This window comes from Rathayibacter rathayi (genome assembly GCF_004011095.1).
Classification (GTDB): Bacteria; Actinomycetota; Actinomycetes; order Actinomycetales; family Microbacteriaceae; genus Rathayibacter; species Rathayibacter rathayi.
This window is the reverse complement of the sequence record NZ_CP028129.1, coordinates 1,536,013-1,552,061: the sequence shown is the minus strand read 5'-3', so window position 1 is coordinate 1,552,061 and position 16,049 is coordinate 1,536,013. Positions and strand designations below refer to the sequence as shown.

Sequence of the window (16,049 nt, the reverse complement as noted above, 5' to 3'; positions counted from 1 at the left end):
GTGACTCCGAGACGGTCGGCGCTGCCGACGGGGCGGAGGGCGGAGGACTGCGACGGTGCAGAGGCCCCTGTTTGGTGTTGGCGCGGGGCCAGGATAGGCTCCCGCTAGCGAGAGACCGTGGCCCCCATCAGTGTCAACGCTGGGGCCCGCAAAAAGAGTGTACTCTCGGCGGGCACACCGATTCGCCTGCGATGTCGAGACCTGAGCAGAATCGCTCAGAAGACGACGGAAAGGCTGCCGAATTCGATTGACGGCGGAATCAAAGAGCCGATAAGACTTCTCTGCGGATCGCCCAATGTCCGATCTCCTCTTCGCTTGATCTCCGGCTAGTGCATCAAGGAGGATTATGCAGATTCGGTTTCATTCTGAATGAAAAATATGAGTCCTCGGACGGCATTGAGAGCGTCTTGGAAGGTGCGCAGGGGCCGTCTGTATCCGCCAGGTCGTGATGTAGCAAGAGAAGGTTAGCGGCGCCGGCTTGGTGGGACGTACATTCTCTCGGGTGTCAGTTCTCGGCCGGTCGGCGTGTCGACGATGCGTGTGCCGTGCTCGTCGATGACGATCTGCAGATCGCTTCCTACCGGTAGGTCATAGATGCCGATCAGAGCGGGCTCGATTTCGCAGGCATCATTGAAGTCGGTGATGCGCCAGTTGTTCGAGTCGGCGAGGTACTCGCTGCTGTCCGCCGCGCTCATGATGCGCCAGCCATTGTCGACCGGTGCCTTCGAGGGCTCCCGCAGCATCCACCGCACTGGAGCGCGACCCTCCCACGCGTTCACCGTCATCAGACATGCCCCCGCCTGAGGAATAATCTCCATACCCTGCTCCCGTCTCATGAGATCACGTCGATATCTTGCCCGGACGCCGCAGCATACGCATAAACCTCATCATGCATGAAACCAAACATGTTCTCCGCAAGATACTGCCCCACGTTGGCCTGACGACGCCGATCGACATGCGCTGTCAAGTCGGGTCGAGAGTGCGCCGTGACCGCAGCAAACGCGGCCCGCATATATTCGCGGCTGGCCGAAATATCCGTGACAAGCATTGTCAGTGGAAGGCCGAACCTGGGTGAGCGCAGGTTGATGTCCGCACCGCCGTCCAACAACCGTGCGATCAGCGCCGCTTCCGCTTCGGGGTCACGATCCCGCGCGCGACCCCACAACGCATGCAACACATTGATACGATCACCATCAGCGCTCACCAGACTGGGATCCGCGCCATCATCGAGCAGACGATTCGCGATCGCCAACCGCGCCCGAGGATCCTCGTTCGCTACAGCTTTACCGAGGAACCCATCTACGCCAGGCCTCGGATTGAACGGCATGGTAGCGGGGTCGTACCCGGCACAAAACTCCTCATACGTCCCATTTCCAGCAGTATAAATCGAAAATGCCATAGTGTCCTCCTCTCCTCATTTTCTATCGCATCGATATGCGACCGGTTTCTGCCCGGATCTTCAACTTGATAGTACTTCGTCTTGTGATATTCATCTAAGAATGAGGCTTATGCAAAATACGATTGATCGAGATGGATTTGCGCGTGTCGGTCACGAATAACACCGGCTGATCCGCTTTGATTGAAGAGCAGCCTCTAACAGAAACTCTTCGCAAAGGAACCAGCCGGTGCGCACACAGTCTACTACGGGAATGACGGCCGAGCACTACGCGATCCTCGCCGAACGGATCGAGAACGAGTTCATGTGGCGTCGGCGGCGAGGACGTCCGCGCAGACTTTCCCTCGCGGGAGCGTTGCGGGTCACTCTTCTCTATTATCGCCAGAATGTGACCGAGCAGTTGATCGCTGATGTGGTCGGTGTCAGTCAGTCGACCGTGTCGCGAACGATCGCGTCGGTTGAGGCGATGCTCAATGTCGTGATAGACGACGAACAACCGGACGTCGAGGCCGCGCTCCGCGGGACAACGGCCGTCATCGACGGCACGCTCCTGCCGTGCTGGTCCTGGTCGGACGCGCCAGAGCTGTACTCCGGGAAACACATGACCACGGGGCACAACTGCCAGGTCCTCGCCGATCTCTCCGGTCGGTTGATCCACATTTCGGATCCGATCGCGGGCAAGCATCACGATGCCCACGCGTTTCGAGAAACCGGGTTGGCCGACACCGTTAACCTCTCGAACACGCTGGCCGACAAAGGCTACCAAGGCACCGGAATGGTCATACCAATAAAGAAGAGGCCAAGCGAAGAACATCTGCCAAATTACGCCAAACACCACAATCGCTTCGTGAAAGCCCACCGCTACGTGATCGAGAGAACAATTGCTAGCATCAAGACCTGGCGGATATTCCACACCGACTACCGGCGGCCACTGCGCACCTTCCGAGATGCCTTCAACGCCGTCCACGGACTCATCTTTTTCACTCGGCAAAAAACCAATTTTGCATAAGCCTCCTTGTCGCCAACTTGCTCCATAGTGAAGCCCATGATCTCGTCCTGGATCTCCGACAGTCGTCCAAAACGGGTCTCGTTGGGCAGCATTTTCCTCTTCAGTCGGTCTCGGGTATAGGATTTGAGAAATCGCGGGTCGCCGGTTCGCCGTCGATATTGTATTGAACGTCGAAGCCCGTGGATAGTTTGCTTCTGTCGTACAAAACCTTGATTTCAATGTCGGTGACGGCGCTGAGTGGTTCTTTCGTCAGTGCTTTTCGCCAAGCGCGTTCCATTTTCGTCCATTTCGAGCCCGCGCCGCGGTTGAGAACTGTTGCTTGGCTGACGAGGTTGTCGAGTTCTGGGCTGCCATCGAAGACATCCGCGATCAGGCGACCCGCATCGGCCGCGGGGAGCTTACCTGGCGTGTTCCGCGCATTGTCAGGGGGGGGCTTCACATGGAGGTTCTCGACGGTGACCCGCTCGATCAGAGCGTCAGCGTTCGTTTCGTGCACGTACTGGTGGTTCGTGCCGGGTGCACTCGGTGGCCTTACTCGCCGGCTAGCTCAGCCTCAAGCTGCGCCGTCCAAGCGTTGTCACCCTTCGAGAACCTCCAGAAGTTGTCCTTTTTCTCCTCAGCGGTCAAATCGTCGTAGTATGTCCAATCACTCTCAACAGTGCCCGCTTTGGTGTCAACCGCCCAGCGAAATCGCACTGGGGATTTACCTTGCACGGTACGGAGGATGTCGTGCAGCTCCATAATTCGCGGCCTGACGAAAGCGACATTCTCATAGAACCCGGTCTTATCCAAGACGGCAGAGACGTCGAGGACGCGACCGCCGACAATGACAGTCCTGAGATTACCCTCGACGCCTGTAATATTTCCACGACTGTCGTCCGTGATCTTACCTTGCACATAGAATTTGTCGACTTTGTCACCGACCTGCTCCATGCTGAAGCTCAGAATCTCGTTCTGGATCTCCGACAATCGTTCAAAACTAGTCGCGTTGTTCATTACAGTTCCCTAATCGATATTTGGTACGGGGTTTGGGAAGTAGTTGCCGCCAGGTTTGCCGCCGATTTCATATTTAACATCCAAAGCTATTGGTCGTTTGCCGCCGTCGTAAAGAATCTCGATCTCGATATCCGTGACGGCGCGTGGTGGTACGTCACTGAGAGCATCTCGCCAGTCGCGTTCCATTGCCGTCCATTCTGAGCCCGCACCGCGGTTGAGAGCTTTTGCTTGGCTGACGAGGTTGTTAAGTTCTGGGCTGCCGTCGAAGACATCCGCGATCAGGTGACCCGCATCATCCGTGGGGAGCTTACCCGGCGTGTTCGGGTCATGCTTGAAGCGAGGGCGGCCGGTGGGCTTCAGATGGAGGTTCTCGACGATGACCCGCTCGATCAGACCTTCAGCGTTCGTTTCGTACACGTAATGGTGGTTCGTGCCGGGTGCACTCGCACGATATCTCACGTTGGGAAGCAGCGCACCCTGACGGTCCGGATCAAAGGGATCCAGAACCTCTGTCTTCTCGCCAGGAGTACCGGACTCTCGCTCGCCTCCACCACGCGACTTCACGGTCGACCCGTCAATCGGGTCTAATGGTCGTATCGTCGGCGTGAACTCGTCGCTGACTGTCACTCGTCCCGCGCCGAGGTGGTTCTTCAGCCAGTCCATCGCGCTGGTGGCATCACTCGCGGCGGCGATCGTGACGTGTTTCCCGAAGTCGAGGTCGTCGGCCTTCGTGACCAGACGCCCGAGGTCGTCGGTTTTGGTGAGCAGGTTGTCGAGTGTGGTGACCTTCGCCGCAGCGCCGAGTGGGAGAAGGTTCCCGGCGATCTGGCCGAGGACGAACGCGTCTCCTGAGGCGGCTTTCCCGGCGGTAGTGGTCAGCTGGTTCCAGAACTGGGAGAACGCTTCGCCGTTGGTCGCGAGGGTGAACACACCGGTCACCGTGTCGTGCATGTTCAGCTGCAGCGCTCCGCTGACCTGGTCTCCCAACCCAGACCCGGCACCGACGAGAAACTGCAAGTCGTGATCGCCGGACGCGATCGCGGGTTGCGCGAGGGTGACGTCATACCACTGGCCGATGCCCTGGCTGGCCATCCCGACCAGGTTCAAGCCCTCGCCCGTGGACGCGATGGTGGCGTGATCAATCGCACTGTTCACGCCCCCGGCGATCAGCGACCCGCCCAGCCCGGCCAACGCGAGACTCACGCCCGCGCTGAACGGCGTCCCCACCACACCCACTGCGACAAGGACCGCGCCCGCGACGGTCTGCAACCCATCCCAGAGCAGGCCCGACACGGCGTCTTCCTTGCGCTGGCGTTCGGCGTCCGCCTCGACGTCATCGACGTATCCGGAGAACAGGGCCTGCCACCCGTCGGAGGCGACCTGCTGGTTCGTCCGGCAATACTCCAGCATCCCCCCGGTCAGCTCCCCCAACGTCCGCAACGTCAGAGTGAAGCTCCCCGGCAGGTAGGAGCGTCCCTGCCCGGCCGTGAGACTCCCCAGGTTCGCCACCACCCGGTTCACCTCCGCCACCAGGTTCTTCACCTGCGCGAAGCCCGGATCGGTGGCCTCATACGCCGCCCACGCCTCCTGCTGCGTTTTCGCGATCGACCGCATCCGCTCGAAACCCTCCGCGGCATTATCGGCCGCGCCAGCGCCAGCGCCGTCCAGCGACACCAGATGCGACGCGCTAGCAGCAATCGACCGCAGATCGGCCGCGAACCCCCGCAACCGCCCGATACCAGTATCAAGCTGGGTGACGTGCGCGTCATACTCATCGTTCACGAGCCGGAAATTCCCGTCCGCGTCCACCTGAGAATACCCGCTCCAATACACGCCAATCGCGGTCTGGAACGTGGACAGGCACACCAGCAGCGACTGCACGATCGGGACATGCACTTCCCGAATATACGCACGCATCGCATCCGCACCCTGACCACTAATAGTCCCCGATTCGGCCAGATTCACGAGCCCCTGCAAGAGCGCATCAAGCGCCTCCCCCCGCTCCGCGAGACTCTTCTGCAACCCCGGAGACGACGCCTGCCACGAATCCGCAGAAAACTCCACCACGCTGCTCACTGCGACACCTCACACACCTGCGCATCCTGCGCATCCTGCACCTCGATACCCACCCCGAGCAGGTCGAACTCGACCGTGTCCTTTCCCGCCGCCGCACCATACGACGCGACCAGGGCGGACAGGCCCGCGAAGATCTCGGACACAACCGTGACCCCCGAAACATTCAAGTCACCACCCCGATCCCATCCGTCCTTCGTTTCCGCCACACGGGACGTGAGAGTAGACACCGACCGGGTCTCCTCATGGAACCCATCAGCTACGCCTCGCGTATCTGAACCCATCGTCTCTTACCCCCTCTGACGTCTCGATCAGTTCAGCGCTACTGCGACAGCCTGCGCGGAAAGGATCGAGAATCCTTTGGGCAGCGCCAGTCCCCTCGCCGCACAGCCCTCCCGGATCAGCTGCGTCAGCCGATTGACCGTGACTTCGCTGGGTACCAGCAGGTCGATGAGCTTGCCTGCGTGTTCCAGGGTGACTTCGATCACAACGGTGCCCGCTTTCTTCTCGCCCAGAGCCTCCCTAGCAACACGCCCGCTACGAGCACCACCGGCACAGCCACCGCAGCTGCTGCGCCGTACGACACGGGAGACGCTTCGCTGTCTTCCGGCGTGGCCTTGAGCGCGTCCCGCGACGAGTAGTCACCGAACAGTGCCGCCCGAACCTGTTGATAGTTCACGCTGGTCTCCACGCGCGCGAAGTCGAGGGTGGTGGCGGCCGTCAGCCGGCCAGCCGCCGCCTCTTGCTCCTCCTGCGCTCTCGCGGAAACATCCGCGGAGAACAAGTCGCCTCGAATTTTGAAGTCTCCAGAGGAAGCGGTGCCCACCGATTCGTTGACGAGAACATGAGTGTCGAGGTCCAGCCGCCCCTCACCGTCGTCATCGATGGCGAATGCGGCAGCAGGTGCGCTTACCGTCAGCACGGCAGCAAGCGCACCTACACACGACCCTCTCACGAGGAGTGAGCGCCGTGCCGAGTCTTTTGTGCGCGGGAAGCTACTAAAAGCCGAAGCTCTGCGCATCCTGCGCGTCACGCTCAGCAATAGTGTCCGCATACTTGTTCAACTGCTCGTTGATGTTCACCAGCAGCTCCTCGAACTTCTTCACGCTCTCCGACAGCTGGTTGTACTGCTCGAGATACGCCTGGAACGCCTGACCCTTCCACTGCTCAGCAATGGTCGAGTTCATCTGGTTCACCTTCTGAATAGCCTGCTCGATCTCTTCCTTCGAGCGGGTGTAGACCTGAGCCTGCTGCTTCAGTTCTTCCGGCGTAACACTGATTTGAGCCATGAAAGATCCCTTTCTTGATACTGCTCGGCACTCTAGCATGCCGCCTGTAAAGAATTAAGGAGCCCCGAGAGTCACCATCGTCACGAAGGCGCGAAGTGAAACGCCGTTGGCGCAGCCGAGAAAGGACTTAATGTCCCAAAGAACGTGATCGTGGACAACACGAAACGGAGGCTTATGCACGATATCCTTACGCCCTCAAAGGATGTTTTTCTGACCTAGGAATTTGTGGCACTTAGCCTGTCTTCTGCATAAGACTCAATGCCGTGCTCTGAGCGATCCTCAACGGCACGTACCTCACGTCGGCTTCGAATACCGATATCCGTTACAGCTCGAGCGGCCTGGCCGTGACCTACACCAATTCCTCGTCTCATGTCGCCGTCGACAACTCGAAGATCAGCGGCGGAATCGCCGTTAGCCCGTATTATGCAAACTCCACCACTCCTGCGCTCGTCCGCATCGTCGGGAACACCGTCACCAACGGCTGGGCTATCGTCGGCGACGGCGACGGGGCCGCCCGCTCTTCACGCTGACGATGACCGATAACACGGTCCCGTCGCCGCTGTCGGGCAGCATCCCAAATGTCGTCACGCACGCGACATTCGCCGGCTCGACCGGCCTCGCTCGCACGGTGTCGTCCGGATCGCTGTACTCGTCGATCCGCGTGAAGGCTTCGATCACTACCGGCACCTGGACGATTGTCGCGGGGGAGCGCTATGTGCTCAGCGGCAGCCACCAGAGCATCACGAATTCGGGGCAGATCCGATTCGCGACCGGGTCGATCGTGAAGTTGGAGCAGGACGCCGAGCTCGGCGGGAATCTGCACTTCCTCGGTACGAGCGCGAGCCGGGTGATCCTGACCTCGTGGCGGGACGACTCGATCGGCGGAGAGTGGGCGAACGAGTCGCTCGCGCCGGGGTGTTCCGGCTGGACGGGCCCACGGCCGGCGACCCGATCCAGCAGCAGGCAGTACGCGAATATCCGCTACTGCAAACATCCGCTACCGCACGCCAATGGACGGCGCGGTCTGCAGCTGAACGACCGGCCCGCCCCCGTCCCGTCCGTCGGGGTGGGAGGGGGTATCCGCGTCCGCCGCCGGTCTCACTCCAGGGCGGGCAGGACCACCGCGCGGACCGACTCCGAGAAGCGGGCGTAGCCGGCGTCGTTGAAGTGTAGGCCGTCGTCGAGGAAGAGCGAGGGGTCGATTCCGCCGTCGGAGGTGAGCAGGGCCTGCGCCGTCGGCACGAAGGTGACGCGGTCGTCGGTCTCGGCGTAGGCGCTGATGGCGGCGTTTGCGGCGCGGACCTCCGCGCTGACGGACGCGCGGGCCGGAGCCTCGGCGATCTCGACGTAGTAGAGCTCCGCGTCCGGGGCGACCTCCTCGACGCGCTGGAGGTATTCGACGACCGCCTCGGCGGTCTGCGCGCCGCTGCGTGAATCCGCGTCGCCGTTGATGTCGTTGGCGCCGACGTAGACGATCACGGCGCGCGGATCGAAGGGAGCGATCATCCGGTCGACCCAGGCGACGTGGTCGGCGACCGTGGTGCCGCCGATCCCAATGTTGTACGTCTTGAGCGGACGCAGATCCTCCTTGGAGCTCGTCCAGCGGCCCAGTGTGGAGCTGCCGGTGAGGACGATACTGTGCTGCGGGAAGCCGCCCGCGAAACGCTTCTCCAGCCCGGCGACCCGCTCGGCTATGTCGACCGAGGAGGTTGGGGCGGACGCCGAGGAGGTCACGGCGGGAGCGGCCGTCCCTCCGCTCCGAGAGGCGAGCGCGAGGGCTGCGGCGACGCCGCCGAGGACCAGCGCCAGCACCAGGAGTGCGACCAGCAGGCGCAGGCGGATGCGGCGGGGGGAACCGGGGCACGTCGCTGGAGTCATGCCTCGATCATCGGACATCCGTGGGGCGGCCGGGGCCGAGTCGTACCAGGACCGGCGGTTCGTCCATCCAGTGGTCGCTCCAGCGTCACCGGATCGACGGTTCTTCGAGGTGCGAAACATCACAGGTGACGCACAGCTGTGCAACACTTGCTCATCGCCCCCCGCCATCGTCGCCGCCGGCCGACTCCTGACGGATGACCACGACGAGGACTCATGGCACGCGCACGCATCAGCTGGGTGGACACCGCGAAGGGCATCGCGATCATCCTGGTGGCTCTCGCCCACTCGGTGCAGTGGACCACGACGGCCGGGATCGCCCCGGAGTGCTGGAACGACATCAACCTGCTGCTGATCACGTTCCGGATGCCGCTGTTCTTCCTCGCCTCCGGTCTGTTCGCGGGTTCGGTGCTCATTCGCTCCTGGCCCGAGCTCTGGCGCTCGCGGCTGAGCCTGCTGGTCTGGGCGTTCCTGCTGTGGTCGGTGCTGCGGTTCCTCTTCTTCTTGGTGGTCCCCAACCCGGGCGGCACCGACGAGTCCGACCCGCTCGCGCTGCTCCTGCAACCGGTGATGCCGCACAACGGCCTCTGGTTCCTCTACGCGCTGACGATCTTCTTCGTGCTGGCGAAGCTGGCCCAGGGGCGGATCGACTGGCGTGTCCAGATCGGCCTTGCCACCGCGATCGCCGTGCTCTGGTACGCGGTCCGCTCGAGCACCTCCGAGGGCACCGGCAACATCGCCTGGGACGGTATGGCCCGCTACCTGATGTTCTTCCTGCTCGGGCTGTATCTGCGCACCGCGGTGATCGCGTTCGTGGAGCGCCGTGGGCTGCTCAGCGGGCTGGGCTTCGGCGTGCTCTTCCTCGCGCTGGCCGGTGTGATCCTTGCTGTCCGAGGCCGCTTCCCGCTGCTGACGATCGGGCTCGTCCTGGTCAGCGTGCTGGCGGTGCTGGCCGGACTCATCGTGGCGCGCTTCCTCTCCTACCGCCGGGGAGCGGGCTGGATTACGTTCATCGGCCGTAACACTCTGCCGGTGTACGTGGTGCACGTCCTCTTCGTCTCGCTCGCCACCAGTGCACTGCTGCTGTTCGACGGCCAGCGCTGGCTGGAGGCGATTGGCCCGGTCGTGCCGCTGCTGGTCTGCGGAATCGGCGTCGCGGCGGCGCTGGGCTACTGGCGCCTCACCCGCGACCTCCCCGTGCTGAGGTACGGCTTCCGGGCGCCGGCCTGGTTCTCGGGCGCCCGCTCCCGCGTCGACGCCGGCTGAGGACGTCGCCCGCTGGGGACCGGGTGAACGAAATCCCAGAGCGGCTATCGCGGATGTGCGCCTGGGAATGGGGTGGGGAAAGGTGAGACGAACGCTCACAGGCCAGGGGTCGCGTGAATCGCTCGGCGTCGAGAGGTCGGCTGCCGGGCCTTCGACGCCCGCGAGGGCTGCTCGGCTGTGAACGCGCGGAGGCCTTCCTCGACATCGAGAGGGATTGTCTCGACGTCGAGCGAGTGGCCGACCATTACGCTCGGACTGCTGGGCGCAACCACCCCGGAAGGGGTGTTGCAGCGGAGTCGCACATCCGCCCCGCTACTGAGATCGGAGGCCGTCGGCCCCCTCCCGCCGACCTACTCTCTGAGCTGTGAACGAACTCCTGGATCCGCTCCTGCTCTCGAGATGGCAGTTCGGTCTGACGACGATTTACCACTTCTTGTTCGTGCCGCTCACGATCGGCATGGCGCTCACCGTCGCGATCTTTCAGACCTGCTGGGTGCGCACGGGGAGGGTGCATTACCTCCAGCTGACGACGTTCTTCGGGAAGCTCTTCCTGATCAACTTCGCGATGGGTGTGGTGACCGGCATCGTCCAGGAGTTCCAGTTCGGGATGAACTGGAGCGACTACTCCCGCTTTGTCGGCGACGTCTTCGGTGCGCCGCTCGCCTTCGAGGGCCTGCTCGCCTTCTTCCTCGAGGCCACCTTTATCGGCCTGTGGATCTTCGGTTGGGACAAGCTGCCCGAGAAGTTGCACCTGGCGACCATCTGGTTGACCACCCTCGGCACAATTCTCTCGGCCTACTTCATCATCGCGGCGAACGCGTTCATGCAGAATCCGGTCGGGTTCCGCATCAACGAGTCCAAGGGACGCGCAGAACTCACCGATATCTGGGCGGTCCTAACGAATAAGGTCGCGCTCGCCGCCTTCCCGCACACGATCTTCGCCTGCTTGATGGTATCGGCGGCCGTGATCATCAGCGTCGCTGCCTACCACCTCTCGCGCAACCAGCACCTCGAGACCATGCGGCCCGCACTGCGGTTCGGCGCCTGGATGATGCTGATCAGCGGCGGGCTGACCCTAGTCACGGGCGACTCACTCGGTCTCGCGATGGTCGACACTCAGCCGATGAAGATGGCGGCGGCGGAGGCGCTCTACCGCACGTCCACGGGTGTCGATGCCTCGTTCTCGATCTTTACCTGGGGCACCCCGGACGGATCGAGCGAGCTGTTCTCGATCCGTATCCCGTACCTGCTCTCCTTTCTCTCGACGCACACCTTCACCGGCACCGTCGAGGGCATCAACGATCTCCAGGCGCAGTACAGCGAGGTCTACGGACCCGGCGACTACACGCCGATCATCTGGATCACCTACTGGTCCTTCCGCTGGATGATGGCACTCGGCGTCCTCGCGATCGGGGTTGCGGCGGCCGGCCTCTGGTTCACCCGGAAGGGCCGTCAGCCGAAGCAGTGGATGTGGAAGGTTGCGATCTGGGCCGCCCCGCTGCCGCTGATGGCGATGATCGTGGGTTGGCTCTTCACCGAGATGGGTCGCCAGCCGTGGCTCGTATTCGGGCTGCTGAAGACCGCCGACGGTGTCTCCCCCCGAGTGAGCGGGCTTGAGGTCCTGATCTCGCTGCTCGCCTTCACCGCGATCTACGGCACGCTCGCCGTGGTCGAGTTCCGCCTGATCAAGCGGGCCGCGCAGGCCGGCCCTGATGACGCTCCCGAGGTCGACGAGGAGAGCGGTCGCCCGCAGCTCGTCGGCACCGTCTACTAGGAGGCACCCCTCATGGATCTCGCCGTGCTCTGGTTCTGGATCGTCGCGTTCTTCTTCATCGGGTACTTCGTCCTCGACGGCTTCGACTTCGGCGTCGGCATGTCGCTTCCGTTCCTCGGTCGCGACGACACCGATCGCCGGGTGCTGATCAATACGATCGGCCCGGTCTGGGATCTCAACGAGACCTGGGTGATCGTCGCCGGCGCCGCGATGTTCGCGGCGTTCCCGGAGTGGTACGCCACGCTCTTCAGCGGGTTCTACCTGCCGCTGCTGCTCATCCTGCTGGCGCTGATCGCCCGCGGCGTCTCGTTCGAGTATCGGCACCAGCGCCCCGAGGCGCAGTGGAAGCGGCGCTTCGACGCGATGATCGTCGTCGGTTCGGCGGTGCCCGCCTTTCTCTGGGGCGTCGCCTTTGCGAACATCGTGCAGGGCGTGCCGATGGACGCTGACCACAACTACATCGGCACGGTCGTTGACCTCCTGAACCCCTACGCGCTGCTGGGCGGGGCGAGCACCCTCCTGCTGTTCTTCACCCACGGAGTCGTCTTCGTCGCGCTGAAGACGGAGGGGGAGATCCGGCAGCGGGCCCGCCGGCTGGCGACACGCGCGGGGCTGCTCACCGTGGTCGTGGCCGCCGTCTTCCTCGTCTGGACCACCCTCGGACAGGGCGGCACGGCCTCCTGGGCGCTCTCGGCGGGTGCGGCCGCGACCCTCGTCGGCGGCTGGCTCGCCATCGCCCGCGGCCGGGAGGGACGCGCCTTCGCCCTGCTCGCCGTCACGATCGCGCTCACGGTGCTCGCCCTCTTCGCGACGCTGTTCCCCGCGGTGATGCCCGCCTCGAACGACCCCTCTTTCGGGCTGACGATCGGGAACGCGTCCAGCACGCCCTCTACGCTGACGGTCATGAGTTGGACCGCCCTGGTGTTCGTACCGCTTATCGTCGGCTATCAGGCCTGGACCTACTGGATCTTTCGCAAGCGGATCAGCCGGGCGCACATCCCGGCCGACGCGCACTGACCTGAAGCAGCACTGACGTGAAGCCGCTCGATCCCCGCCTGCTGCGTTACGCCCGCGCGGCCCGCGTGTTCCTGCTGTTCGGCGGGGCGCTCGCGTTGGCCCGCACCCTCGCGATCGTCGCGTTCGCGTGGCTCGTTGCGCAGCTGGTGGCCGGCGCGGTCGATGGTCGCCGGGTGTCGGAGCTTGCGCCACTGCTGGCCGCGCTGCTCGCGGTCGTCGTGGCCCGGGCGGCGCTCGCCTGGGTGAGCGAGGTGAACGCGGTGCGCGGCGGAGCGGGCGCCAAGGCGCAGCTGCGGCAGGCGGTTCTCGCCGCGGTGGTCGAACTCGGCCCTGCAGGCCGGCGTGAGGGCGGATCCGGCGGCACCGTCGCGCTGCTCGGCGGCGGGCTGGACGCCCTCGACGGCTACTTCGCCCGCTACCTCCCGCAGTTGATCGCCACCGGGGTGGCAACTCCGCTGCTGACCCTCGTCGTGTTCCTCGCCGACCCGCTGAGTGCGGTGTTCCTGGTGGTGACGCTGCCGCTGATCCCGGTATTCATGGTGCTGATCGGCTGGGCGACCCAGGCCGTGCAGGCACGGCAGTGGGAGCGGCTACAGGCGCTGGCTTCCGGTTTCGTCGACACGGTCGGCGGGCTGGCGACCCTGAAGATCTTCGGGCGGGCAGAGCGGCAGGCGGCGCGGATCCGCGCGCTGACTGAGGACTACCGGCGTCACACGATGTCTGTGCTGCGGGTGAGCTTCATCAGCGGCTTCGTGCTGGAGCTGGCGGGCTCGCTCTCGGTCGCGCTGGTCGCCGTCTCGATCGGACTGCGGCTCGTCGACGGCTCGCTGGGGCTCGCGGTGGGGCTGTTCGTGCTGGTGCTCGCGCCGGAGGTGTTCCTGCCGGTGCGCCAGGTCGGTGCCGAATTCCATGCGGCGGCGGACGGGGTGCAGGCGGCGGACCGGGCGTTCGCGGTGATCGAGAGCGCGGCGGCGCTGCGCGCGCGCGAGGGCGCCCCGGAGGTACCGGGAGCGCTGGGGGTACCGAGAGCCCTGGAGCTGCGCGGGCTCGCGGTCGACGACGGGCACGGGCGGGTGCTCGCTCCCGTCGACGCGGTGCTGCCGGCCGGCTCGATCACCGTCGTGACCGGGCCGAGCGGATCGGGGAAGTCGACGCTGCTCGCCGCACTCGCGGGGTTCGTGCCCTTCTCGGGCGCGCTGCTGCTCGGTGGGATCCCGGTCGCCGATCTGCGCTCGACACTCGCGTGGGCGGGCCAGCGAGCCGATCTTGTGCCGGGCACCGTCGCGTCCGCCGTCGAACTCGGCACGCTCGCCCCGGACCCCGAGCGCGTGCGGCGTGCGCTCTCGATCGCCGCCGCCGACGTCGCTCCGGAGCGCCGCCTGGATGCCGAGGGCACCGGCCTCTCGGGCGGGCAGAGCGCCCGGGTCGCCGTCGCCCGCGCGGTGCACCGGCTGCTCGAGCGCGAGTGCGCCGTGCTGGCCCTCGACGAGCCGACCGCCGCCCTTGACGAGCAGTCGGAGCGGGCCCTGCTCGCGGGGCTGCTGTCCCTCGCAGCACGGGGCACGATCGTCGTCGTCGCCAGCCACCGGCCCGCGACCATCGCCGTGGCCGACTCCGTGATCGCCCTCGAGCCGGCGGAGGTGGTCGCGCGATGAACCGCGCCGACGTCCTCCGCGCCGCGATGCCCGGGCCGAGGCGCTTCCTGCCAGGGCTCGGCTTCGGTCTGCTCTCCTCCGCCTCCGCTGTGGCGTTGCTGGTCTGCTCCTCCTGGCTGATCGTGCGCGCGGCCGAGCAGCCGCCCATCCTGTTCCTCTCGATGGCCGTGGTCGGGGTGCGGGCATTCGCTCTCGCGCGGGCCTTCTTCCGGTACTTGGAGCGGCTGGCCGGCCACGACGCAGCGTTCCGTGCGCTCGGGGAGCTGCGGGCGGGCGTGTACGAGCGCCTGATCCCGGTCGCACCGGCTGGGCTGGGGCGGGTGCGGCGCGGCGACCTCGTCTCGCGAGTGGTCGCGGACGTCGATGCGCTGCAGGACGTGCCACTGCGGGTCGTGCAGCCGTTGCTCGTCTCGGCGGTGATCGCGTCGGCCTCGGTGGTCGGGGTCTGGCTGCTGCTGCCGGCGATGGGCGCTGTCCTGCTGGTGCTCCTCCTGGTCGCCTTCGTGGTGGGTGCGGCTGGCGCCGGCCGGCTCTCGGCCCAGGCCGACCGCGAGCTGGCGCCGCTGCGGGGAGAACTCGCCGAGCGCCTGAACCTGCTCGTCACTCGGCTGGACGTGCTGATCGCGTTCGACGCGGCCGACGAGGCGCTGGCGGCGGTCGGGCGGGCGGAGGAGGCGCTCGCGCGGGCTGCGCTCCGGCGGGCGAGCTCCGCAGGGTTGGCTGCGGCCGTGCTCGCGCTCTGCTCCGGCGGAGCGGTCTGGGCCGGCCTCGCGCTCGGGATCCCCGCTCTCGGCAATCTCGGCGGACCCGCGCTCGGTGTCGTCGCGCTCGTGCCGCTCGCGGTCTTCGAGGTCGCCGCTGCGGCTCCGCTCGCCGTCCAGTCCGCCCGCGCGGCGCTCTCCAGCGCCCAGCGCGTGGCTGATCTGGACGCGGAAGCGGCATCGCCGACGCTCGCAACCGACGCCGACGTGGATCCGCTCGTCGCCACGCCGCAGGGCAGCGATATCGTGCTGCGCGATCTGGCGGTGAGCTGGCCCGGCGCGGCCGAGCCCGCCCTGCGCGGTGTCTCGTTGGAGCTGTCGGCGGGTGACCGTGTCCTCGTGACCGGAGGCAGCGGCTCCGGCAAGACCACGCTCGCGCACGCCCTGGTGCGCTTGCTCGACCACTCCGGCAGCTATGTGCTGGGCGGAGTCGAGGCGCGCACCCTGCCGCAGGCCGAGGTGCGGCGTGTGGTCGGGTTGGTGGAGCAGCAGCCGTACCTTTTCGACGACACGATCCGGCAGAACCTGCTCTTCGCGCGGCCCGAAGCCGACGACGCCGTGCTCGAGGCGGTGCTGGAGCGGGTCGGGCTCGGTTCATGGCTGGCCGCGCGTGGCGGGCTCGACGCCCGCGTGGGCGAGCGCGGGTCGCTCGTCTCGGGCGGGCAGGCGCAGCGGATCGCGCTGGCCCGCGCCCTCCTGGCCGACTTCGGGGTGCTGCTCCTGGACGAGCCGACCGCGTCAGTGGATGCTCCCGTCGCCGACGCCCTGCTCGATGACCTGCTGCGGGCGGCCGAGGGGCGGACGGTGGTGCTGATTGCGCACCGGGTCGCACCCGGGCTGGTGTTCGACCGGCGGATTCGGGTGGCAGATGGGACGGCTGGCGAGGACGACCTTCACAACGCGGGCTGACCTGTCGCTGCGGCGCTCCGACCGGCTCA

At 65.3% G+C, this 16,049-nt stretch carries 18 protein-coding genes; 8 read left to right on the top strand and 10 right to left on the bottom strand.

All coding sequences use genetic code 11. The features are described 5' to 3' along the window. Window positions 1-464: 464 nt before the first annotated feature. Both C1O28_RS07585 and C1O28_RS07580 read right to left on the bottom strand, forming a co-directional pair. Complete coding sequence (locus C1O28_RS07585; RefSeq protein ID WP_097167939.1) at window positions 465-818, bottom strand: immunity protein Imm33 domain-containing protein; 354 nt, start codon at window positions 816-818, stop codon at window positions 465-467. A 14-nt stretch (window positions 819-832) separates the two neighbouring features. Further along, window positions 833-1,399, bottom strand: a complete 567-nt coding sequence (locus C1O28_RS07580; protein WP_127821473.1) for a hypothetical protein — start codon at window positions 1,397-1,399, stop codon at window positions 833-835. A gap of 226 nt (window positions 1,400-1,625) precedes the next feature. Between C1O28_RS07580 and C1O28_RS07575 the strand changes: the two genes are divergently transcribed. Next, entirely contained in the window at window positions 1,626-2,405 is a 780-nt protein-coding gene (locus C1O28_RS07575; RefSeq protein ID WP_145260603.1) for a transposase family protein, read from the top strand. A 100-nt stretch (window positions 2,406-2,505) separates the two neighbouring features. Here C1O28_RS07575 and C1O28_RS07570 read toward each other — a convergent pair whose 3' ends face one another. From C1O28_RS07570 to C1O28_RS07550, 7 genes are all read right to left on the bottom strand, one after another. Further along, on the bottom strand, window positions 2,506-2,901 hold the full coding sequence (locus C1O28_RS07570; protein ID WP_097168063.1) for a DNA/RNA non-specific endonuclease: 396 nt from the start codon (window positions 2,899-2,901) through the stop codon (window positions 2,506-2,508). A gap of 35 nt (window positions 2,902-2,936) precedes the next feature. After that, a complete protein-coding gene (locus C1O28_RS07565; protein ID WP_097168062.1) occupies window positions 2,937-3,401 on the bottom strand; it encodes a hypothetical protein in 465 nt (154 codons plus the stop codon). Window positions 3,402-3,410: 9 nt separating this feature from the next. After that, the gene (locus C1O28_RS07560; RefSeq protein WP_104308834.1) at window positions 3,411-5,477 is read right to left on the bottom strand and encodes a DNA/RNA non-specific endonuclease; all 2,067 of its coding nucleotides are present in this window, start codon (window positions 5,475-5,477) and stop codon (window positions 3,411-3,413) included. Continuing rightward, entirely contained in the window at window positions 5,474-5,683 is a 210-nt protein-coding gene (locus C1O28_RS15095; RefSeq protein ID WP_104268346.1) for a hypothetical protein, read from the bottom strand. Before C1O28_RS15095 ends, C1O28_RS07560 begins: the two co-directional genes overlap by 4 nt. Window positions 5,684-5,785: 102 nt before the next feature. Further along, window positions 5,786-5,962 carry a hypothetical protein gene (locus C1O28_RS15090; RefSeq protein WP_164861108.1) on the bottom strand — a complete coding sequence of 59 codons (177 nt, stop codon included), beginning with the start codon at window positions 5,960-5,962 and terminating at the stop codon, window positions 5,786-5,788. Continuing rightward, window positions 5,959-6,396, bottom strand: a complete 438-nt coding sequence (locus tag C1O28_RS07555; RefSeq protein ID WP_097168068.1) for a hypothetical protein — start codon at window positions 6,394-6,396, stop codon at window positions 5,959-5,961. Before C1O28_RS07555 ends, C1O28_RS15090 begins: the two co-directional genes overlap by 4 nt. A 76-nt stretch (window positions 6,397-6,472) precedes the next feature. After that, complete coding sequence (locus C1O28_RS07550) at window positions 6,473-6,763, bottom strand: WXG100 family type VII secretion target (protein WP_097168067.1); 291 nt, start codon at window positions 6,761-6,763, stop codon at window positions 6,473-6,475. A gap of 344 nt (window positions 6,764-7,107) precedes the next feature. Here C1O28_RS07550 and C1O28_RS07545 point away from each other — a divergent pair, with 344 nt between their 5' ends. Together C1O28_RS07545 and C1O28_RS07540 are read left to right on the top strand one after the other, a co-directional pair. Then, window positions 7,108-7,293 (top strand): hypothetical protein, encoded by a 186-nt coding sequence (locus C1O28_RS07545; RefSeq protein WP_097167962.1) that lies wholly within the window; start codon window positions 7,108-7,110, stop codon window positions 7,291-7,293. Between the two features lie 2 nt (window positions 7,294-7,295). Continuing rightward, window positions 7,296-7,916: a hypothetical protein gene (locus C1O28_RS07540; protein ID WP_097167963.1), complete on the top strand. Its 621-nt coding sequence runs from the start codon at window positions 7,296-7,298 to the stop codon at window positions 7,914-7,916. Here the strand turns inward: C1O28_RS07540 and C1O28_RS07535 are convergent. Next, on the bottom strand, window positions 7,862-8,641 hold the full coding sequence (locus C1O28_RS07535; RefSeq protein WP_102063270.1) for a DUF459 domain-containing protein: 780 nt from the start codon (window positions 8,639-8,641) through the stop codon (window positions 7,862-7,864). The genes C1O28_RS07540 and C1O28_RS07535 overlap by 55 nt on opposite strands. Window positions 8,642-8,854: 213 nt before the next feature. On the opposite strand from C1O28_RS07535, the gene C1O28_RS07530 reads away from it, so the two are divergent. The 5 genes from C1O28_RS07530 (at window position 8,855) to cydC (ending at window position 16,020) form a co-directional block, all read left to right on the top strand. Then, window positions 8,855-9,904, top strand: coding sequence for an acyltransferase family protein (locus C1O28_RS07530; protein WP_097167965.1), 1,050 nt, complete (start codon window positions 8,855-8,857; stop codon window positions 9,902-9,904). A gap of 364 nt (window positions 9,905-10,268) precedes the next feature. Next, entirely contained in the window at window positions 10,269-11,678 is a 1,410-nt protein-coding gene (locus C1O28_RS07525) for a cytochrome ubiquinol oxidase subunit I (RefSeq protein WP_097167966.1), read from the top strand. 12 nt (window positions 11,679-11,690) lie between these two features. After that, window positions 11,691-12,695, top strand: a complete 1,005-nt coding sequence (gene cydB, locus C1O28_RS07520) for a cytochrome d ubiquinol oxidase subunit II (RefSeq protein ID WP_097167967.1) — start codon at window positions 11,691-11,693, stop codon at window positions 12,693-12,695. 17 nt (window positions 12,696-12,712) lie between these two features. Then, window positions 12,713-14,350 (top strand): thiol reductant ABC exporter subunit CydD, encoded by a 1,638-nt coding sequence (cydD, locus tag C1O28_RS07515; RefSeq protein ID WP_097167968.1) that lies wholly within the window; start codon window positions 12,713-12,715, stop codon window positions 14,348-14,350. Further along, window positions 14,347-16,020 carry a thiol reductant ABC exporter subunit CydC gene (cydC, locus tag C1O28_RS07510; RefSeq protein ID WP_097167969.1) on the top strand — a complete coding sequence of 558 codons (1,674 nt, stop codon included), beginning with the start codon at window positions 14,347-14,349 and terminating at the stop codon, window positions 16,018-16,020. The genes cydD and cydC overlap by 4 nt, the downstream gene beginning before the upstream one ends. The last annotated feature ends 29 nt before the right edge of the window (window positions 16,021-16,049 follow it).